At 57.4% G+C, this 20,074-nt stretch carries 14 protein-coding genes and 1 tRNA gene; 9 read left to right on the top strand and 6 right to left on the bottom strand.

Going from position 1 to position 20,074, the window contains the following annotated elements:
* The first annotated feature begins 10 nt into the window (after positions 1–10).
* The 3 genes from O77CONTIG1_RS01880 (at position 11) to O77CONTIG1_RS01890 (ending at position 4,301) form a co-directional block, all read left to right on the top strand.
* Positions 11–2,746, top strand: coding sequence for a CHAT domain-containing protein (locus tag O77CONTIG1_RS01880; RefSeq protein ID WP_068507604.1), 2,736 nt, complete (start codon positions 11–13; stop codon positions 2,744–2,746).
* Between the two features lie 352 nt (positions 2,747–3,098).
* Positions 3,099–3,878 carry a glucosamine-6-phosphate deaminase gene (gene nagB / locus O77CONTIG1_RS01885; RefSeq protein WP_084782023.1) on the top strand — a complete coding sequence of 260 codons (780 nt, stop codon included), beginning with the start codon at positions 3,099–3,101 and terminating at the stop codon, positions 3,876–3,878.
* A 78-nt stretch (positions 3,879–3,956) separates the two neighbouring features.
* On the top strand, positions 3,957–4,301 hold the full coding sequence (locus O77CONTIG1_RS01890; RefSeq protein ID WP_068507606.1) for a hypothetical protein: 345 nt from the start codon (positions 3,957–3,959) through the stop codon (positions 4,299–4,301).
* A 4-nt stretch (positions 4,302–4,305) separates the two neighbouring features.
* On the opposite strand, the gene O77CONTIG1_RS01895 is transcribed toward O77CONTIG1_RS01890, so the two are convergent.
* Entirely contained in the window at positions 4,306–5,130 is an 825-nt protein-coding gene (locus O77CONTIG1_RS01895) for a Tab2/Atab2 family RNA-binding protein (RefSeq protein ID WP_068507608.1), read from the bottom strand.
* A gap of 118 nt (positions 5,131–5,248) precedes the next feature.
* Complete coding sequence (locus tag O77CONTIG1_RS01900) at positions 5,249–6,127, bottom strand: DUF3598 family protein (protein WP_068507609.1); 879 nt, start codon at positions 6,125–6,127, stop codon at positions 5,249–5,251.
* Positions 6,128–6,555: 428 nt separating this feature from the next.
* On the opposite strand from O77CONTIG1_RS01900, the gene O77CONTIG1_RS24100 reads away from it, so the two are divergent.
* From O77CONTIG1_RS24100 to O77CONTIG1_RS01910, 3 genes are read left to right on the top strand one after another with little or no spacing between them, the layout of a single operon-like run.
* Entirely contained in the window at positions 6,556–7,038 is a 483-nt protein-coding gene (locus tag O77CONTIG1_RS24100; protein ID WP_156434838.1) for a hypothetical protein, read from the top strand.
* The gene (locus O77CONTIG1_RS01905; RefSeq protein ID WP_068507611.1) at positions 6,966–7,766 is read left to right on the top strand and encodes a septal ring lytic transglycosylase RlpA family protein; all 801 of its coding nucleotides are present in this window, start codon (positions 6,966–6,968) and stop codon (positions 7,764–7,766) included. Before O77CONTIG1_RS24100 ends, O77CONTIG1_RS01905 begins: the two co-directional genes overlap by 73 nt.
* Positions 7,767–7,769: 3 nt before the next feature.
* Positions 7,770–9,290 (top strand): aminotransferase class I/II-fold pyridoxal phosphate-dependent enzyme, encoded by a 1,521-nt coding sequence (locus O77CONTIG1_RS01910; protein ID WP_068507612.1) that lies wholly within the window; start codon positions 7,770–7,772, stop codon positions 9,288–9,290.
* Here the strand turns inward: O77CONTIG1_RS01910 and O77CONTIG1_RS01915 are convergent.
* Both O77CONTIG1_RS01915 and O77CONTIG1_RS01920 read right to left on the bottom strand, forming a co-directional pair.
* Complete coding sequence (locus tag O77CONTIG1_RS01915; protein ID WP_068507614.1) at positions 9,246–12,338, bottom strand: GAF domain-containing protein; 3,093 nt, start codon at positions 12,336–12,338, stop codon at positions 9,246–9,248. The two genes, O77CONTIG1_RS01910 and O77CONTIG1_RS01915, sit on opposite strands and share 45 nt — an antisense overlap.
* 240 nt (positions 12,339–12,578) lie before the next feature.
* The gene (locus O77CONTIG1_RS01920) at positions 12,579–13,826 is read right to left on the bottom strand and encodes a class I SAM-dependent methyltransferase (RefSeq protein ID WP_068507617.1); all 1,248 of its coding nucleotides are present in this window, start codon (positions 13,824–13,826) and stop codon (positions 12,579–12,581) included.
* A gap of 262 nt (positions 13,827–14,088) precedes the next feature.
* Between O77CONTIG1_RS01920 and O77CONTIG1_RS01925 the strand changes: the two genes are divergently transcribed.
* Both O77CONTIG1_RS01925 and O77CONTIG1_RS01930 read left to right on the top strand, forming a co-directional pair.
* A complete protein-coding gene (locus tag O77CONTIG1_RS01925) occupies positions 14,089–14,232 on the top strand; it encodes a chlorophyll a/b-binding protein (protein ID WP_068507618.1) in 144 nt (47 codons plus the stop codon).
* Positions 14,233–14,447: 215 nt separating this feature from the next.
* Complete coding sequence (locus tag O77CONTIG1_RS01930; RefSeq protein ID WP_068507620.1) at positions 14,448–15,224, top strand: pantothenate kinase; 777 nt, start codon at positions 14,448–14,450, stop codon at positions 15,222–15,224.
* Between the two features lie 112 nt (positions 15,225–15,336).
* Here O77CONTIG1_RS01930 and crtH read toward each other — a convergent pair whose 3' ends face one another.
* The gene (crtH, locus tag O77CONTIG1_RS01935) at positions 15,337–16,884 is read right to left on the bottom strand and encodes a carotenoid isomerase (RefSeq protein ID WP_068507622.1); all 1,548 of its coding nucleotides are present in this window, start codon (positions 16,882–16,884) and stop codon (positions 15,337–15,339) included.
* Between the two features lie 352 nt (positions 16,885–17,236).
* Here crtH and O77CONTIG1_RS01940 point away from each other — a divergent pair.
* Positions 17,237–17,318: transfer RNA gene (locus O77CONTIG1_RS01940), tRNA-Leu, on the top strand.
* A gap of 58 nt (positions 17,319–17,376) precedes the next feature.
* On the opposite strand, the gene O77CONTIG1_RS01945 is transcribed toward O77CONTIG1_RS01940, so the two are convergent.
* Positions 17,377–20,001, bottom strand: a complete 2,625-nt coding sequence (locus O77CONTIG1_RS01945; RefSeq protein WP_068507624.1) for an EAL domain-containing protein — start codon at positions 19,999–20,001, stop codon at positions 17,377–17,379.
* Positions 20,002–20,074 lie beyond the last annotated feature (73 nt).

Raw genomic sequence — 20,074 nt, forward strand, 5'->3', positions numbered from 1 at the left:
GGCGGTCAGCATGAGCCAACAGAAAAAGGCAACGCGCTGGATTCAGATGGGCAGACTCCTTTCAGGAATATGGCACTGGCGGCAGAACTGGCGTCGGCTACTCTACCTGGGGCTAGGTCTGTTGACCGTGGGGCTGTGTGTGGTGCTGCCGCTACGGTCTGGCTGGGGACAGGCCATAAACCTAGCGGCACAGGTGCAGCAGGGGATTGACCGCTATCGCCAGGGGGATTATCTAGGGGCGATCGCCCTCTGGGAAGCCGTGCGCGACACCTATCGCCAGCAGCCCAACCCTGCCTACGAAGTCATCCTCACGGAAAACCTGGCCCGGGCCCGGCAGGCCATCGGGCAACAGGCCGACGCGCTAAGCCTGTGGCAAACGGCAGGAAACACCTATCGCCAGCTTGCGGCCCAGCAGCCCGATCGCGCGGTGGACTATACCGCCCGCTGGGGGCGATCGCTCACCGAGCAGGCGCAGATTTACAACCGCATAGGGCAATATCGCAAAGCCGTGGCGCTGCTGTGTGGCGAAGCAAAGCAGAGCGCCAAGGAAAGCTGTGCAGCCGAGAGCGCCGTGGCGATCGCCCAGCACACCGCAGACCGCCACGGCGAAGCCGCCGCCTGGGGCAGCCTGGGGCAATCCCATCGGCTGATGGGCAATGATGACTTGTCCAAAGCGGCATTAGACCAAGCCCTAAGCTTAGCCAGAACGCTCGACGACCGGACGCTGTTGGCAGCGACCTACAGCAACCTGGGAGCGCTGAAAGCCCGACAGGCGGTGGTGCGCTATCGGCAGGCCAACTCGGCAGATCTCCTGGGCGATGTGCAGCGAGCCGAACGACTGCGAGATGAGGGGCGATCGCTCGACCAGTCCGCACTCCAAGACTTTCAGCAAAGCCTCGACTGGGCAACTCAGCCCGCCGAGCGGCTGCGGGCGCTGCTGGATGCGATTCCCGCCTACGACCGCACAGGCAATGTCGCAGCAGCCCAAAATGCTCGTCAGTCCGTCAAAGCCCTGCTGAATCAGCTTCCAACCAGTCAGGATACGCTGCTGGCCGCCCTCGACTGGGTGCGGCTGCTGATGCCCGCCTCGCCCCAGCAGCCGATTGCCCGCAGCCAGTGTTTTACCCCTGCTGCAACTCCTGGAGCGAACCCTGCGGCGAATAATGACGCGAAGGAGACCCTGAATTCAATCGCGAATGCGGCCGAGAAGCTGGGCGATCGCCGCTCACTCTCATTTGCGCTGGGGGAACTAGGACGCTGGTACGAATGTCAGAAGGAATACGAAAAAGCACTAGAAATCACGCAAGATGCCCGTATTGCCGCAGAGGGTGAATACGACAGCCGCTACCTCTGGGAATGGCAAACGGGACGTATTTTGCAGGCGCAAGGACAAACGACGGAATCCATCGCGGCCTATGAGCGGGCGATCGCCACGTTAGAAATCATCCGCGACGACATCTTGATCGCCAGCCGTGATATTCAGTTTGATTTTCGAGACTCCATCGACCCAGTGTATCGGGAGCTAGTGGCGCTGCGGCTGAAGCAGGGCAAACCGTCGGAGTTGCTGCCACCCGCCAGCAGCGACCAGCCTGACAGCCTCAGCCGCGCCCTGGGGACGCTAGATTCTCTAAAACTTGCTGAATTGCAAAACTACTTTGGAGATGACTGCGTGCTGACCTCGCGAAACGTGGATCTGACGGTGGCGCAAAAGCTGCTGACGGAGGGCGATCGCACGGCAGTCATTAGCACGGTGGTTTTGGACGATCGGACTGCCGTTTTGCTGACGCTGCCCAATGGCGATCGCCAGTACGAGTGGATCAACACCGACCGCCAAACCCTGCGCGACGAAGTCAACGCTTACCGTCGCGGTCTAGAGGTGGACTTTCGTGCCTACAATCCACAGCCCGCCCAAAAACTGTATGACCAGCTCATCCGCCCGTTTGAACCACTCTTCCAACAACAGCAGGTGGAAACGCTGACCTTTGTGCAGGATGATATCTTGCGGAGTGTGCCCATGTCAGCCCTGCACGATGGCACGCAGTTTTTGATTCAAAAGTATGCGATCGCCTATACCCCCAGCCTGCAACTCACCAGCCCTGTCCCGCTAGATCGGGGCAACCTCCGCGCCCTCGCCGCCGGACTCACCGACACCAGCCCGTCCGACAGCGAAGCGGGTCGCTTTGACCCCCTGTTTTACGTCAGTGAAGAACTGGACGCAATTCTCACCGAACTGCCCCGCAGCCAGACGCTAACGGGCAACGCATTCCGGCTCGATAACCTGACACAAACACTGTTCTCGAACAATTTTCCGATTTTGCACATCGCCACCCACGGCATCTTTGGCACTGAGGCAGAAGACACGTTCCTAGTCACGGCGGACCCACCAGAAAACAAGCTGACCCTCAACCAGCTTGATCGGCTCTTGCGGGGGGTCGATCCAAACCGCCCGGTGCAGTTGCTCTCGCTCACAGCCTGCACCACCGCCGTCGGCGACGATCGCGCAGCGCTGGGGCTGGCCGGTGTCGCGGCCCAAGCGGGCGTTCGCAGCGTGCTGGCCTCGCTCTGGTTTGTCAACGATGCAGCCACCTCTGACTTGATTAAAGGCTTCTATGCAGATTTGAAAAACCCAGACCTGAGCAAAGCCAAAGCTCTACAGCAGGCGCAAACCCAGCTAATCGAGTCCGGCGGCAAGTTTGCCCGGCCGGCCTACTGGGCCCCGTTTATTTTGGTGGGGAACTGGCTATAGGGAACAACGGGCTAGCCGAATGCAAAAAAATGCCCAGACGAACGATCGCCTGAGCTTTGCCTGTTATCTATGAGCTGATTGCCTGTACACCTAAACGGCCGACTTAAAATAAAATCGCCGACCCGAATTGAAATCACATATAAACGAACCAGCCTAGATAAAGAGAAACTGAATTTTGTAAACTCCGTTTCGGGCAGCTGGCGGTATTGAAAACGATCTGTGATGCCAATTACAATACCAAACCTGATTTGAGTTGGGACTCAAAAGTCCTCCAATCTTTACCAATCGTTTCCTAGGTTTACTTTTCTACGTATTTTCACGGCTCCATCCTCTTCACACCCTGCGATATCTCATGCGTCTAATCCTGTGCCCAACTGCTGTTGAGGTAGCTGAGTGGGCAGCACAATATATTCTGCGGCGCATTGCTGATTTTGCTCCGACGGGCGATCGCCCGTTTGTTCTTGGATTGCCCGCAGGCAGCACCCCGCTCAAGCTATATGCCCGTCTGATTGAGCTATACCAGCAGGGAAAAATCAGCTTTCAACATGTTGTCACCTTTAATATGGACGAGTATGTTGGGCTGCCCCAAAATCACCCGCAAAGCTATTGTGTCTACATGCGTCAAAACCTCTTGAATCACATCGATATTCCTGCCCAAAATGTTCATATTCTTGATGGCAACGCACCAGATTTGGCCGCAGAATGTGCCGCCTACGAAGATAAGATTAAATCCTTTGGTGGCGTAAATTTATTCATCGGGGGCGTGGGCGAAGACGGCCATATCGCGTTCAACGAACCAGGTACCTCCCTTGCCCTCTCGAACGCACCTGCAAGCCCTGAGCGATCGCACGCGCCGGGTCAACGCCCGCTTTTTTTGACGACCCCAGCCAGGTGCCCACCCCACGCCCTCACCGTTGGCGTGGGCACGATTCTCGATGCCCAGGAAGTGATGATTCTGGCGCAAGGCGCGGCCAAAGCCCAGGCCGTTCACCACGCGGTCGAAGGCTGCATCAATCACCTGTGGACGATTTCCGCGCTGCAACTGCATCCCAACGCCCTGATCGTGTGCGACGAAGACGCAACGCTAGAACTGAAGGTGAAAACGGTGAGGGGGTTAGGGGAGCCGGGTTAAGAATTGAACTGGCAATCCAAAATTGCCAATCTAAAATCCAGAATCGATATCACGCCATCCCCTTACCCCCCTGCCCCAATGACCCCTCCCGAACCCGACTTTGAACAGGCGCTAGACGAACTAGGGCGATCGCTCCAAACGTTGCAGGCACGCTACGCCCAAGTCAAGACCGATCAGCAGCGCCAGGAGACTCTGCAACAGCGCATTGAGCAGGTGCAGCGCGACTATGCCCATACGCAAGATCCATCCCTGAAACTGGAGCTAAAGCGCTTAACGGATCAGCTTGTGGAGTTGGAAGTGGCGCTAGAAAGTCAGCTTTTTTCTTGGAACAGCCTCAAGGAACCCTTCTGGATGGCGGTGCGCTTTGGCGGGGTAGGAATTGTGCTGGGGTGGCTGCTAAAGAGCCTCGCCGGATCGGGCTGACCCCTTAGCCCAGCAGCCAAAACCCGCTATAGGTTACGCCTGTATCATCTGGCTGCACCAGCAGAAAGTGCAGACCGTTGGCATCGCGCTGCCGCTGCTGAAAGAGGCGGGCCGCCGCGGCCACGTCGGCATCGTGAAAGGTGGACAGAATCCAGCGATCGCTCAAGCCAGCCTCCAAAATCAGCCCGTCGGGGGTTCCTGGAACATAGCTCAATAGCGCAGGGCGCACCTCCTGAAGCCATCGCGCCAGCCTCATTGCCTGCCGTCCGCCGTCGATGATGACCCCCGGAACGGGCTGGGTAGAGGCCAGTCCCAGATTAATCGGCAAGAGGCGATCGGGTGTGGAGCAAATGGGAATGGGGCGATCGCCATAGAGAATTTCCAGATCACCCGCAGCGAGGGCCGCAAATCGCCAGCGATCGCCCCAAATCGCCTCCGGCACGGGAACAGGGGGCGGCGCGTCAATTGCCAGCGGGTCATAGGTTTCGCCCGTATAACCCGGCAAGTTGGGATAGTAGGCAGCGCGGCGCAGCAACAAATGTTTCAGCATCGGCGCGTGGCGCGTTGGCTCCACTGTGAAACCGACCGCTCTGGCTGCTGCTTCCATCAAGCCCAAACTCTGTGGCCGAAACACCTGAATCCGCTCTGGCGTTCCTTCTGCCTGAAGCCGCCTAAACTGGGCCGCCAGCCAGCCCACCGTCGCCTGCGACTGTGGACAATCAATACAGGCGCTAAACGCCCCCGTTGGGTCGCACACGATCAATTCCCATAGGACTTCACCCGCATCGGTTTGCAGGGGACGACGGTAAAAATCAGCTTGCCACAGCACAGGAGAATAGAAAATACAGAAAATACAGGGGTTTGATGAGAGAAGGGCAGAAACGGGGGGCAGCGTGTGTCCTGCCTTCCCTATCATCTTCGCACCTTAGCCTTGTACACTCGTCCCACTAGACTTTCTCTTCCTCCACCAGTGTCAGGCTCTCCCAGCCGCCCTGCGCGTCATAGCGGCGAATCATGCGCTGGCGCAGGGTAGGCGAGATCAACCAGCCCGCCTCCAAAAAGAAGGGCCGGCCTTTGGGAATGACAAGCGGCGTGTTGGCGGAGGCTCCGTCGGGCAGGAGCAGGAGCTGGAGCGGGGTGCTGCCCTGGGTGAAGTGGATAGCAGTTGGGGTGAGGGTGCCTGTGGTGCTGAGGGAGATGCCGGGGGCGGTGAGGTGCTGCTGGAGTTGGGTTCCGTCCAGGTTGACGGAGAGCCTGGTGGTGTAGGTTTCGGGCGATCGCCAGTCGGGATACAGCGTCACGGCGCGTCCACGCCAGGTGCCGACCAGTTGCTCGGCGGTGAGGGGCGGGCGCTCGGTGGCGGTGCTGCCCCGCCGCGTTTCGCGGATCAGCGTCAGGCTGCTGAGGCGGCTTTCCCCGCCTGCGCCGTGAAATAGCTCCACCAAGCGCATCCGGCGATTCCCAAAGGGATTGCTTCGCGAATCGCCCGCGATTAGCCCAAACTCTGCGCCAAATTCCCCAAAGGGGCTAAATTGCAGCGACCCCTGCGAAAATGCGCCTGTTTCAAAAAACAGCGTGCTGCGATTCAGGCTGCTGTATTCCAGCACCTTTGTCGTTGGCGGGTCGCCCGTGGTCGATTCGCCAAATTCTAGCGTCTGGCGAATGGTCTGGTTTTGATTTAGCCCTTCTAGCGTGACCACCGTTGGTACGCTGCTGATTTCCATGCCCGCAGGCGACAGCCGCGTAAACGAGCCTTCCCAGGCTCCAAGGTTTTTCAGTAAGCACTGCCATTGGGACAGTTCAGACGATGGAGAGTCGCTAGTCATAGGAACTGGTTTTTTGCACAGGGTTTTCGCGGGGGTTTAAGAAACGTGAACAAAAATTGTGTATAACTGATAACTTTTTGAAAATTCTCTGGAAAGATCCCTTATTCTAGGGAACCTTATAGAAAAGCTTATCCCGTATACATCACTGGTGATTTTTCACCCGAACGGGCGAGGCTCTTGGGAGGAGGTGGATTTCCTCTCAGCGGTGGATGGTTTGCCCTAGTCTATCGCTCTAAGATGACGAGGTTGGGGTTGTGGCAATGATTTTGCTGACTCTGACATTTCTAAAACTGGGCGTTGCTGAGGATAGCAGCGAACTACGACCAGAGGTTGATCCTTCTGTGTCGGGGCGCTGTTAGATGCGGTCAACCCCTGATTTTCTGTGTGTTCATTACTGGTTAAATATGAGCGTTTTAGGACTTGCCTGGATGGCAACATCCACGGTCGGTTTTTTTTCGCCTTTTTTGGGACTGCCGATGCAGCCGCTGGTGGCTGAAGTTGGCGATGTATCTACCGATTCCAGGTTTACTGCAACTCCGGTTCGGCAAGATGTCGCAAAAGCAAGCGGCGCAACCCCTAGAGAGGCAGCCCGCTGTCAGGCTGGGCGATCGATTGATGATTTGTGTCTGGTAGGGCAGGCGGGGCGATCGCCCTCTGGCTCCCTTCTGTCTTGGCGAAACGTGCAGTTCATTGCGCCGCGACTGCTGGGGGCGATCGCCCGACCCCAGAGCTTCGTAGTGTTGTCAAGACTGACCGTTCCACTCAGACCAAATCGGCGATCGCTCCCCGCCCTCCTGCGGCTCCCAGGGTCTTGGTGCGTCCGGCTGCGGCTCCTGCTATGGGAGCGCAACAGGTTTTCAAGCAATGTCTGGACATTTCCCAAACGACTCCGCAAACATCGGCAGGCGTAAAGCGCGGCTCGACTCAGCAACCCCCGAAGCCGCCCGCCCCCGCCCGTCCCGAAGCCGCCGCACTATATCAGGTGTGGGTCAAGGGAAAGGTTGTGATGGAGCTACCCAGCAGCAGCGAGGCAGCCCAAATTGCCCAACGGCTGACGGCTGCTCTGGGCAAGCCTGAATTTTCTGTAGACCAGTTGCGGCTGGTGATGGTGGATGGCAAGCCCAGCGCAGTGTTGGGCAATGAAGGCGCGACATCCGACGGGGGCGATCGCCTGCTGTTTACCGTCGATCGAGCGCTAGCCAATCGCCTGGGACGCACTGCCGATTTGGTCGCCATCGACTGGTTCAACAACCTGCGGGTGGCATTGGGTGAAGCGCCCCTGCCGCTGATGGCGGCGCAGGCAGACCTCTACAGCCTCACCCAGACCGACCGCAGCCTGGGCGGCATCACGTCCTGGTATGGGCCGGGCTTTCACAATCGCCTGACTGCAAACGGCGAGCGGTTTAACCAATATGCCCTGACGGCCGCCCATCCGAAGCTGCCATTCAATACGTATCTGCGCGTGACCAACGTCCGCAGCGGAGCCTCGGTCATCGTCCGCATCAACGATCGGGGGCCGTATATCGGCAAGCGATCGCTCGATTTATCGCGCCAGGCCGCCCGCTGCATCGGCAGTGAAAAACCTGGCGTGGTACGCTACGAGGCGGTGATTTTGGAGCCGCAGACGACGGTGCAGTAGCGCATGGGGCAGCGCGAAAACCTGGGCAATCAGCGAGAACTACCGCTGCTGGAGGCATTGCAGCAGTGTGCCCAGCGGCCCCACGCGCCGTTTTACACACCGGGGCACAAGCGCGGCCGGGGTATTCCGCAGCCGATGCGGAACTTGCTGGGCGATCGCCCCTTCCTGGCTGATCTGCCGGAACTGCCAGAGCTAGACAATCTGTTTACGCCAGAAGGCGCGATTTTGCGGGCGCAGGCACTCGCAGCCGACCTGTTTGGCGCGGCGCAGACCTGGTTTCTGGCAAATGGCTCTACCTGCGGCATCGAGGCGGCTGTGCTGGCGACCTGCGGCCCTGGCGACTTGCTGATCCTGCCGCGAAACTGCCATCAGGCGGCGATCGCCGCACTCATTCTCTCTGGTGCAACGCCCGTTTTTCTGTCTCCCGACTACGATGCCGAGTGGGGCATTGCCCACAGCGTTTCCCCCGCGGCCGTAGCAGCGGCGCTGGCGCAGCATCCGCGTGCAAAGGCGGTGATGCTGGTCTACCCGACCTACTACGGAGCCTGTGGAGACATCGGGGCGATCGCCCAACTCGCTCATCAACACAGCATTCCACTGATCGTGGACGAAGCCCACGGCGCACATTTTGCCTTTCATGCTGATTTCCCAACCGCATCGCTGGCAGCGGGGGCTGATATTGTCGTGCAGTCCACTCATAAAGTGCTGGGCGCGATGACCCAGGCCTCGATGCTGCACTGCCAGGGCGATCGCGTCGATGCCGATCGCCTCAGCCGCGCCCTGCGCCTGGTGCAGTCCACCAGCCCCAGCTATCTGCTGCTAGCCTCGCTGGATGCCGCCCGCTGGCAACTGGCGCAGCACGGATCGGAACTCATGCAGCACACGCTAGACTTGGCGGCGATCGCCCGTACAGAACTCGCGCAAATTCCCGGACTGCAACTGCTCACGGCAAATCATGCTTCTACTCCCGGCTTCGTGGCGCTCGACCCCACTCGGCTGACGGTGGATGTGCGGGCGCTGGGACTGTCGGGCTTTGCCGCTGACGAAATTTTGCACACGCAACTGGGCGTAACGGCAGAGTTGCCCGCGCTGACGCATCTCACCTTTATCCTCAGCCTGGGCAACACGCCGCAGGATATTCAGCAGCTTGTGCAGGGATTTCGGACATTGGCTCAGTCGGTTCAGCAGACCGACCGCGATGGGCCGCAAGCTGAAACACTCAGACCGGGACTGGCGGCTTTTTCCTGGAACCCCCTAGAGGCGAACCCGATAGGGGCGGAGCAATCGCTGTCGCCCCGTGCGGCGTTTTTGGCAGCGAGCGAGGTGGTGCCGCTAGAGCAGGCGGGCGATCGCCTTTCAGCAGAAACGGTGTGTCCCTATCCGCCAGGCATTCCGCTGTTGATTCCTGGAGAACGCATTTCAAGCGGCGCGTTGCAGTATCTCGATGCGGTGCTAAAGCACGGCGGAACGGTGACCGGGCTAATAGGTGGGCAGAGTCTGCGCGTCGTGCAGCATGACGGGTAGCGTCAGGACAAAGCGCACAAAATTGTCGTGACTTTCGAGGGCGATCGCCCCACCCAAATGCTCGACCAGTTTCTTGACCAGCGCCAGCCCCAGTCCCGTTCCTTCATGCTTCCACAGATCGTTACTGGGGATGCGATAAAAGCGTTCAAATATACGCTCCTGTTCTATGACAGGGATCTCTACACCCGTGTTCACAATCATGATCCTCAAGTATTCAGCAGTGTATTCACTTGCTGAAACCTGGATCGTCTCTTGGGCAGGTGTATATTTGCAGGCGTTATTGAGCAACTCACCCAAGATGCGACTGAGATAAGAGGTATCTGTCGTGATTGATGGAAGATTCGCTGGAACGTTCAGAATAAGTTGCTGATTATGATTTCGAGTGCGTTCTAAAAATGGTTCTGCAATGTGTGCAATCCAGTCGCACAGATGAATGCTTGTCAGCAGGAGTGGCTCCATCCCAGCATCGAGTCGAGATAAATCCAGCAGATCGTTAATCAGTTTTAGCTCTCGCTGACATTCATCTTTCAGAATTTGGAAATAGCGGTGAATATGACCCAGATCTGGATTGTCGAAAATGCCAATCTGACGCAGGCTCAGTTCCAGCATTTGGGATGACATCTTGACATTCGCCATCGGAGTCCGCAGTTCGTGCGAAACGCTGCTTAAAAAGTTATCTTTTAGTTCATTTAGCTGTTCCAGCTTCTCAACCTGGCTGCGTGCTGCTTGATAGAGCCTGGCTTGTCGAATGGCGATCGCACATTGATTGGCGACCTGTTGCACCAGACGAATCTCGCTATCCTCAAATGGCTCATTCCCTGCCCGATAAAGCCACAAATCCCCCAACAAACTTTGATTATCTCGAAGTACACACGCCAACACGCTAAAGGGCCGATTGATGTCTCGCAAAATTGGTTTCGCGTTGGAGTTCTCTGGTAAATTGCCTGCGGATGACTGAGGAGCAATGCGCCAACAAAAGTGGACGATTTGGCTTTGAAAGATCTGTTCATACAGTTCTTTATAGTCCCCGATTGACACGATGCTGGAATGTCGAGAAGGGATGCCCGGAGCCACATACTCGTGCTGAATGATGGAGATATTCTGCTCCAGGTCATAGAGTCCTGTATCACAAATGCTGATTTCCAACTCTGTTCCTAGCTCTTGCACCACCTTTTGCAGAATGACATCTTCATCAAGGCTGTCGCGCACTTTGTCGGTAATGCGCTTGAGCAGTTTCTCGAAGTCGAGCGCTTGTTTAATCTGAGAAGTTTGCTCTTTGACCTGAGTGGACAGGCTGGCATTGAGCAGCCGGACATGGTGGTATAACTCTGACTGTTGAATCGCAATGCCGACTTGATTGGCAAGTTGCAGCAACAAGTCACACTCCCACACTTGCCACTGGCGCGGGTGGCAACACTGATGCACCAGTAGCAGCCCCCAAAGCTGTTTTTGCACTAAAATCGGCACTACCAAATTAGCAGTGACCTGGAATTGCAGCAGAAATTCGCGATGGCAGGGAGCAATGTCTTCCGTATGAACGTTGGCGATCGCCCGCACGCGCCCTTGCTGATAGAGCTTTAGCCAGTTTTCCTGAAAGCACGGATCGTCGATGACGCGATCGCACAGAGACCAGTCTGCCTGTCCGACCGATTCCACCAACACACGCCCGCTCCAGTCAGGTTGAAACTGGTAAATTAACACGCGGTCGGCCTGCAAAAACTGGCGCACCTCGTCTACCGTCGTAGACAGCACCTCAGACGAATCGAGCGACTGGCGAATGCGCTGGGCCATCTGGGCGATTAGTCGTTCACGCTGAGTCTGCTGCTGAAGCCGCTGCTCGGCCTGCTTGCGTTCGGTAATGTCTTGCGTAGTGCCAAACAGGCGCACCGTTTTTCCGTTTTCAACAATGGCCTGACCGCGATTGTGGAGATAGCGCAGAGAGCCGTCCGGTAGAACGATCCGCATCTCGTGGTCGTAGGCAGCGCCCGTGGCGATCGCCCGCTTGACAAACTGTTCAAACGACTGCACATCGGCAGGGTGGATCAGCCGCCGCAGGGTGCGGTAGGTAGGAGGCTGCGTCGGGTCAAGCCCAAAAATGCGATACGTTTCATCTGACCAGGTGACGGTTCGTGTTTGCACGTTGTAATCCCAACTGCCCAGGCGGGCGAGGCGCTGGGCATCAGACAAATCCTTTTCGCGCTGGCGGAGGGCGATCGCCACTCGCTTATATTCCGTGATGTCGGTGTTTGCAAAGATGCAGGCATCGATCTGCCCTTGACTATCAACCAGCGGATAGAGTCGCGCCAGCGTCAGGCGTTCTGTGCCGTCCTGACAGCGGAGGGTCAGTTCTACATTGGCAAACGACTGCCCCTCAAAGACTTGCGCTATCATCGTCTGCACTGTATTCCAGAGCGTTGCGCTGGGCACAAGGTCTTGCAGCGATCGCCCCCGCATGGTTTGTCCATACTGAAACACCTGCTCACAGGCGGGGTTCCAGTTTAGAATCAGCCCTGCCCGGTTAACCCAGAGGATAGGGTTAGGCGAGCCGTCAAGCATTTGGCGATAGCAGTTTTGTGGCTCTTGGGCGGCTGCTCCAGAGGAATCGATGCGCGACCGATCCAGGCTTGCCAAGCCCAACAGGTTCCCGTCCAAGTCCAGCACCGCTACATAGCCACCCACCAGTGAAGATGATGTAGCGCCCCGTGCATCCCATTCGGTTTCCGTCATGACTGTTGGCGATCGCTGCACCAAGTCACCAATCTGCGTTGTGTTGAGGTCACTGCCCTGGGCGATCGCCCGAACCACATCTTGAGCCGTAAACAAACCCAGCAGTTGCCCCTGCTGCAAGACAGCAACACAGTCCAACTGAGCCTCGTGCATAAGGCGCACAACCTCAGTCGCCAGGGTTTGTGCCACGACGGTCATCGGCGGCAATAGAAGTGGATTGCTGGTGGGCGGCGGACACGCGGCAAGCAATGGATTAGCCTGGTGTGTGGAGGCAGCGTTTTCGGGCGAAAGCTGATTGTTAAAGGGAATGCCTTCTGTCATGGCGCATTTTGATCAGCTTAGCTGACAGATTCACAAAACTCCAACCTCAATTCCACAGAGCAGTCCCCATCCTTCCTGGTAAAAAAACAAGAATATTCCTATACATAGCCTCGCAAGAAATTTATAGAATTATGGCGCGAGACCGAAAACAACGCTGATGTTTCCCTAGGGCCTCCGCAATGCCGATATTTCCGGCAAGAGTTTGTAGAGAGTTTAATTATTTCTGATTTTAGACGGCTTCTAAACGACTCCTAAAGAACTCGGTGTTTGCAAGCCTTTGGGCAGCGCCGCCGGGTCAATGCCCTTGCCTTGCACCAGTACGCCAAAGTTGCCCAGCCGCAAAGGGTCAATCAGCGACTGGAGGCGATCGCGCTGTTGCAGCAATTCTGCCAGGTTCACCGCTACGCCCGGCTCCGGATAGGACAGGGCCGCCAGGCGATCGCCCAATCCCAGCGCCATTAAAAATAGGCCCTGCGGGACGAATCCCAGCGTGTCTAGCCCGCAGCGATCGCCCTGGCGCTCCAGCGCTGTGAAATCCACATGCGCCGTCAGGTCTTGCCGCCCAATGTGTAGATAAGGGTCAGAATGGTGCGCGTGCTGGTAATAGCACTGGAGCGTGCCCGTGGTGCGGGTGGGGCTGTAGTAGCGCTGCGCCGGATAGCCATAGTCGATGGTGATCACGTAGCCACGATGCAGCCGATCTGCCACCGTTTGCAGCCAGTTCAGCGCCGCCAGGTTGACCTCGGTGCGATAGCCGTCGGGATAGCGGTCGGACGGCAGATCCACGCCGACAAGCTGGAAATATTCAGCCAGCGCTGGCGTGGAGAGTTCGCCTAGCGCTTCGGCAAACCGCGCCCCTGGCCCATCCGACGCGGGCGCGGGTGCGAGGGTGACGTAGATTTCCTGGAGCTGCCCCTGGGCGATCGCCACCTGATGCACTGGAAACGCATCCACCAGTTCGTTTGAGAAAAAGCAGCCCGTCACAGAATCGAGCGGCATCTCTTCCCAACTGCACCAGCGCACCTGGCCAGAGTCTGCCAAAGGCTGGAGCCGACGCTGCTGCTCTGCCCGCATCGCCGCCGAAATTTCCACAATCACATAGTTCACGGCTTCAAAGCAGGCGTAATGCTCTCGATAGAGATAGCGCAGCACATCCGCCGCCAAGATCCCTTGCCCTGCGCCCATTTCCACCAGCGTAAAGGGATGCGGAGCGCCCAGCAGGTGCCACAATTCGGCAAACTGTTCTGCCAGCAGTTCCCCAAACGCTGCGTCCAGATGGGGCGAGGTATAGAAATCTCCCGCTGCGCCGATCCGTGGGCTGGGTGTGGCGTAATAGCCGTAGTCCGGGTCGTAGAGGGCGATCGCCATGAATTCGGCAAATGAGATCCGCCGCTGCGGATGGGCGGTGATGCGCTCAAAGAGGCGATCGCACAGTGGCACGCTACTCTTATCAGAACTCTTATCAGAATCAGACGAACCGGAACGCATAGAGAAAATCCAAAAGCAAGAACGAAGAACGAAAAATGAAGAGAGAAGAGGGAAGAACGAAAAACGAAGAACGAAGAACGAAAACTCGCTCTCCCTCTTCCTTCTTTTCTCTTCGTTCTTCCCTCTTTCCCCCTCTCCCTTCCTATAGATAGAGTTCTAGCCCAGCATAGATACTCAAATGTGTAGTTTTATTGCCGCTTTTTCTTAAGTTATGTTAACGTACAAGTACAACCTAAAGACAACCTAGAGAGGTCTTTGAGCTATGCAAACCCAAGAATCCAAGTTTGGCTTTACTCAGTTTGCGGAAACCTGGAACGGTCGTCTGGCAATGCTGGGCTTCGTGATTGGTCTGGCTACGGAACTGTTGACGGGTCAGGGCATCCTGTCCCAATTGGGTCTGATGTAGGTTGACCCTGCCGGGGTTTGCGAAACGCAACCTGGGTAGTTGGTCTGCTACGGTCTTTCACGTTTCATCCTTGATATCTCCTTCGCAGAGGTGCGGCTTCGGTCGCACCTTTTTTGTTGCGGCGATCGCTCCAAAATCTACAATCTAAAATCCAGAATCAAAACAAGCGCTGACTAGGCTGCCGCCCAGATCTAACTCCTAACCTCCAACCCCTCATGTCTCTTTGGTTGGCTCTTGCAATTGGCAACTCGCGGCTTCATTGGGCCGCTTTCTCGGACAGCAGACTGCTACACATCTGGGATTCGGACTATTGGACAGCGGCGGCGATCGCCCAATTTGCCGTCGATCCAGCATCCGCAAATTTGCCGCTCATCGGTGAGGGGAGTCCGCAAGCGCCGGTTCCATTGGCGATCGCCTCCGTTGTGCCCGCGCAGACAGACCTCTGGCAGCAGTATCCCGCCCAGCAGATCCTTACCCTGGCGGACGTGCCCCTGGACAAGATGTACCCCACCTTCGGCATCGATCGCGCCCTGACCCTCTGGGGCGCAATCTGTTCCCTAGGCGCACCCGTACTGGTGATCGATGCCGGAACCGCCCTTACCTTCACTGCCGCCGATCGACACAACAATCTGGTAGGCGGCGCGATTCTTCCCGGTCTGCGGCTCCAGCAGCAGGCTCTCGCCCAGGACACGGCCGTTCTGCCGCTCGTCACGCTCCAGCCAGACCTAAACCTGCCGCCGCGCTGGGCTACCGACACACCCGCCGCCATCCGCTCCGGCATTCTCTACACGCTGCTGGCCAGCATTCAAGACTTTGCTCACGATTGGCTGTTGCAGGAACCAGAAGGGGCGATCGCCCTGACAGGCGGCGACTCCGCCCTGCTCCACCAGGCGCTTTCTCAACAAAACCCAGCCCTCGCTGCCCGCATTCATCGTGATTCAGCACTCATCTTTCGCGGCATCCCCGCGCTGCGAGACCGGAGCCTGATTTGAACTTGGACAGAGGGCGATCGCCCAAGAAATGCTCCCGCAAAGACAGTCGTCAGCATTCATCTGCCCGTTGTGAACTAGCAGGGTTAGCGATAGTTTTGCGGGGACCGCCTGCTTAGCCGCGCAGCCCCAGATCTGTGGCAACGCGATGGGCGCAGGCAAAGCCCGAAAAGGCGACTGCGTTTAGCCCCTGTCCGGGAAAGGTGCTGTCGCCGACGCAGTAGAGGCCAGGAATGGCAGTGCGGTTGAAGGGCATTCCCAGCAGGCCCAGCAGCTTGCGACGAGGAATAGGGCCGTAGGAGCCGTCTACGCGACCGAGAAAGCGGCGATGGGTGCGGGGCGTGCCCGCTTCCTGAAAATCCAGCCCGGCGGCAAGGCCGGGAAAGATGGCTTCGAGGCGATCGCACAATGCTGCGGCCACATCTTCCTTTTGTGTTTCGTACTCGCTGGGCGAGAGGTTTTGCCAGTGGTCTACCCAGTCGGGCGTGAAGGTGTGGATGATGTGGTAGCCGTCGGGCGCGAGGCTGGGGTCGAGCAGTGTGGGAATCGAGACAAAAATTGTGCCCCTGGCGGCTTCGATGCGGCTCCAGTCTTCTAGCAGAATGTGGTGGCACTCCGTCCCAGCGGGCAGCACGTCGGCCCTCACCCCCAGATGCAGGCTAAAGAAGCTGGGCGACTTGCGATAGCGCTGCTGCCACTTTTGCTCTGATTTGGGCAGGGTGGCGGCGGGCAGCAGTTTTTCAAACGTGTCCCAGCGAGTGGCGTTGGAAATGACGCGGCGGGCGCGGTAGGTTTTGCCCGATGCCAGCCTCACGCCAACCGCGCGACCGTTTTCCATCAGGATCTCCGTAACGCGGGACTTGTAAAGGATTTTGCCGCCTGCCTTTTCCAGCCCTGCTGCCAGTTTTTGGGCAATCTGCCCTACGCCACCTTTGGGATAGTTGATACCGCCATAGTGGCGATCGCTAAACACCATGCCCGCGTTGATCATCGGTGTCAGATCCGCAGGCACCACCGACCAGCAATAGCACTCCATGTCGATGAAGCGCAATAAATCTGGGTCAGAAATGTAGCGGCGGGCAATGTCGCCCACGTTTTGGGGCAAATATTTCACCAATCCCAAACAGGCAAAGGGATGCTGAAAAAACACGCGAGTCAGGTAGCGTGGCTCCTCTAGCGATAGGAGTTCCATCGCGTTGAGGCAGTTAAACACCGCCCAGCACTCGTCATAAAATCGGCGGATGCCCTTCGCTTCATGGGGAAATTTGGCGATCAGTTCTTGCAAAAAATTCTCATATTCGCGATGAACCTTGAGATCTAGCCCGCCGGGTAAGTGGTAGTGAATCTGCACCGGATCAGGAATTGTCTCGATTTCCATGTCTACAGCAGCTAGTGCCCGCGTCAGCAAGTTCGTCGTACCCTGGTTGCCAAAGCCAAAGATCATCGACGCGCCCACATCAAACCGATAGCCTGCTCGCTCGAAGTAGCCCGCGCTGCCTCCCGGAATCAGGTAGCGCTCTAGCACCAGCACGGATGCTCCTTTTGCCGCAAGCTGGGTCGCCGTCACCAATCCGCCGATGCCAGAGCCAATCACAATCGCATCAAACATTGTTCCATCTGGTGGAATCGGGGATCTGGTCTGGGCGGTGGTATCGGTCTGCATAGGGGCGATCGCACTTCATTCGGTTCTCAATCTATCTCAATCTATTAGTGTATCGGACAGGCTACCGCTTCTGGACAAGTCGCCCCGTCGATAGAAACGCAAAAAAAGGGGGACTGGTCTGTTGACCAACCCCACCTGCCGATCCTTTGAGAGGAGAACACTAAAGACAATGTAGCTTTATTGAGATTTTATGTCAATACTATCGACAGTCTTTCTCAAATAAATCCCGGCAGACCTGCGCTCGTCAGTCCAGATGCACCAGTCCTACCCGCATTTGCTATGATAGTTAAGCCAAGTTCAAGCCCGACCGGAGCGATCCGGCTCCTATGTTGGGCAAAGGGCTGGGCAACGTGCGGATGTGGCGGAATTGGTAGACGCGCTAGATTTAGGTTCTAGTACCGCAAGGTGTGAAGGTTCAAGTCCTTTCATCCGCATTGGCCAACTGTTCCTAGGCCAACTGTTCTTACCGTATCTTTTCACAGGATCATCCGGTTACCCGGTCACCTGATCCGTCGCAAGCAGCGGTGCGATCGCCTCTGGCGGCAGCGGTCGGCTAAAGTAATAGCCCTGAGCAAAGTCGCACTGGATGGAGCGAAGAAACTCAACTTGTTCAGCGGTTTCTACCCCTTCGGCGAGAACTTTGAGGCCCAGCCCGCGACCGAGGGCGACGACTGTATTGGCGATCGCCACGTCGCTGGAATTATGGGGGGCATCGCGAACAAAGGACTGGTCAATCTTCAGCGTGTGCAGCGGAAAGTGCTTGATCACGCTGAGCGATGAATAGCCTGTGCCAAAGTCATCCATTGCAATCTGTACGCCCAAGTCTGCCAGGCGGCTGAGTGTGCTGCTGGTAAACTGCACATCGCGCATGGCAGCGCTTTCGGTAATTTCTAGCTCCAGATATTGGGGTTCCATGCCTGTTTCTTGGAGCGTTTGCAGGATAGAGGCGGCCAGGCTGCTCTGGTGAAACTGCTGTGCTGACAGGTTGACTGCCATCCGCATAGGCGGCAGCCCAGCGTTTTGCCAGGCCCGCTGCTGCTGGCAGGCGGTTTGCAGCACCCACTCCCCGATTGAGCAAATGATGCCCGATTCTTCTGCGAGGGGAATGAACTGAGCTGGCGAGACAAAGCCCAGCAGTGGATGTTGCCAGCGCAGCAAGGCTTCTACGCCAACGATCGCCCCCGTGTTCAGGTCAATTTGCGGCTGATAATGCAGCAAGAGTTCCTGACGAGACAGTGCTTTTCGCAGGTCGCTTTCCAGGGCCAGATGGTTCAGCGTTTGCACCGCCATGCCTTCGTGATAAATCTGGTAGTTATTTTTGCCCTGCTGCTTGGCCTGGTACATGGCCAGGTCGGCATTTTTGAGCAAGGTTTCGACATCTGTGCCGTCGTAGGGAAACAGCGCAATGCCCAGGCTGGCGGTGATGTATATCTCCTGTTCACCCAGATAAAACGAACTGGTAAGTCGGTCAAGAATGCGCTGGGCAATGTGGGTGATGTCTTCGGCAGAGTGGAGGTGCGGCAAGATTAGCGTAAACTCGTCGCCGCCCCAGCGGGCGATCGCATCGCAAGGGCGCAGACAAGTCCGCAGCCGCTGGGCTACCTCTTGCAGCAGCTCATCGCCGATCGCGTGGCCGAGCGAATCGTTGATCAGCTTGAATCGATCCAGATCAAGAAATGCCACCCCTAGCATTTCGTCGTCCTGCTGGGCGCTGGCCAGCGCCAGCGAAAGCTGGTCGTTAAACAGCAGCCGATTGGGCAGGCGAGTGAGGGCATCGTGCGACGCTTGGTAGCGCATCATGGCCTCCACCCGCCGCTGGGTCACTGCTAAGTACAGATGAATCGCCACCGAGTTGGCCAGCCGGATATCGTGGGTCGTCCACTCTGGGGCTTGGTTGAGCTTGATCTCGCGCCAGGCCGCGAAGGAGGCGCGGGGCATTATATTTCGAGTATCTTTCTGGTGCTGGCCTGCCCACAGGATTTCCTGATCGTAGCCGCTGCGAAAGAGGCCCAGATAGCCAACAAACTGATGCTGGAATTGGAGCGGAATCAGGGCGATCGCCCGAATAGAAGTCGGCTCTAGCAGCGCGGCAATAGGCTGCCAGCGCGGATCGGCTTGCAGGCTCTCGAAGGTGTAAAAGTGGCAGGTTTCTGACCTTTCGGAATCGAGGGAGTCTTCGAGGCTAGTAGCAAGCCGGGCGATCGCCTCTGGGCTGGGGGTGTGGGTGCTGGTGAGTGCGGAAAGTCCATCAGTGGGCCGACCCAGAAGCGCTTGCCACACTAGGTCTTGCTCCAAATCAGGGCTGTTGGGCTGCTCGCCTATGACATAAAGTTGGGCCGGCTCTCCGTCCGGTTCGGCTGCGATGTAGAGCCGTCCGCCCACCCCCTTCAGAGCTTCCACGATGGCTTCGAGTACCTGCTGCCGAATTTCGGGCTGGCTCAGGGGGCTATGGAGGAGCTGGCTAACCTGGTTGAGGGTCGATTCGTAAAGCACCTGCTCACGGGTTTGGGCGAGCAGATTTGCCTGGGCGATCGCAATCGAAAGCTGATCGACCGACAACTGCACCACCTGAAGCTCCCGTTCAGAAAAATGGCGTGGCTTGCTGTGGTGGGCCACCAGCAACCCCCACAGTTGGCGCTGGTGCAGCACGGGCACGACCAGTGAGGACTGCACCCCCATTGTGGTCAGGTATTGCACATGGCAGGGGTCGGCTGGCGCGTGGCGAATGTCGCGGTTAATCAGGCTTTCGCCCGTGTCGGGATGGTCGAGCCGATGCGTCATCTGGCGCTGCGCCGACACGTCGGTAATCACCCGCTGACGGGCCCGCACAAATAAGTCTCGCGAAGACTGGGGCAGATCGCTCGCTGGAAAGTGCAGATGCAGCAGCGATGGAAGCTGTTTATTGTGAATTGCCTCGGCAATCACTTCACCGCTGCCATCCGGCGCAAAGCGATAAATCTTCACACGATCGACATTGAGAAACTGCCGAATTTCGCGGGCTGCGGTGGAGAGGATTTCCGGCAGTTCCAAAGACTGGCGAATGCGATTGGTGATTTGGTGTAGGACGTGCTCTCGGTGGGATGCCTTTCGAGGCACATGCGGGCGGGTTTTAGACACAGCTTTCTAGCCTGAATTGAGAGAAAAGAGTTCCTGATTATCCAACACCCTCCATCACCAGAGAATCCCCATC

The organism is Leptolyngbya sp. O-77 (assembly GCF_001548395.1).
Classification (GTDB): domain Bacteria; phylum Cyanobacteriota; class Cyanobacteriia; order Elainellales; family Elainellaceae; genus Thermoleptolyngbya.

What these genes read in the sequence shown, in the direction of transcription:
- O77CONTIG1_RS01880 (WP_068507604.1), top strand. Translation starts at nt 11, where the DNA reads ATGAGCCAACAGAAAAAGGCAACGCGCTGGATTCAGATGGGCAGACTC.
- nagB (WP_084782023.1), top strand. Translation starts at nt 3,099, where the DNA reads ATGCGTCTAATCCTGTGCCCAACTGCTGTTGAGGTAGCTGAGTGGGCA.
- O77CONTIG1_RS01890 (WP_068507606.1), top strand. Translation starts at nt 3,957, where the DNA reads ATGACCCCTCCCGAACCCGACTTTGAACAGGCGCTAGACGAACTAGGG.
- O77CONTIG1_RS01900 (WP_068507609.1), bottom strand. Translation starts at nt 6,127, where the DNA reads ATGACTAGCGACTCTCCATCGTCTGAACTGTCCCAATGGCAGTGCTTA.
- O77CONTIG1_RS24100 (WP_156434838.1), top strand. Translation starts at nt 6,556, where the DNA reads ATGGCAACATCCACGGTCGGTTTTTTTTCGCCTTTTTTGGGACTGCCG.
- O77CONTIG1_RS01905 (WP_068507611.1), top strand. Translation starts at nt 6,966, where the DNA reads ATGGGAGCGCAACAGGTTTTCAAGCAATGTCTGGACATTTCCCAAACG.
- O77CONTIG1_RS01910 (WP_068507612.1), top strand. Translation starts at nt 7,770, where the DNA reads ATGGGGCAGCGCGAAAACCTGGGCAATCAGCGAGAACTACCGCTGCTG.
- O77CONTIG1_RS01915 (WP_068507614.1), bottom strand. Translation starts at nt 12,338, where the DNA reads ATGACAGAAGGCATTCCCTTTAACAATCAGCTTTCGCCCGAAAACGCT.
- O77CONTIG1_RS01920 (WP_068507617.1), bottom strand. Translation starts at nt 13,826, where the DNA reads ATGCGTTCCGGTTCGTCTGATTCTGATAAGAGTTCTGATAAGAGTAGC.
- O77CONTIG1_RS01925 (WP_068507618.1), top strand. Translation starts at nt 14,089, where the DNA reads ATGCAAACCCAAGAATCCAAGTTTGGCTTTACTCAGTTTGCGGAAACC.
- O77CONTIG1_RS01930 (WP_068507620.1), top strand. Translation starts at nt 14,448, where the DNA reads ATGTCTCTTTGGTTGGCTCTTGCAATTGGCAACTCGCGGCTTCATTGG.
- crtH (WP_068507622.1), bottom strand. Translation starts at nt 16,884, where the DNA reads ATGCAGACCGATACCACCGCCCAGACCAGATCCCCGATTCCACCAGAT.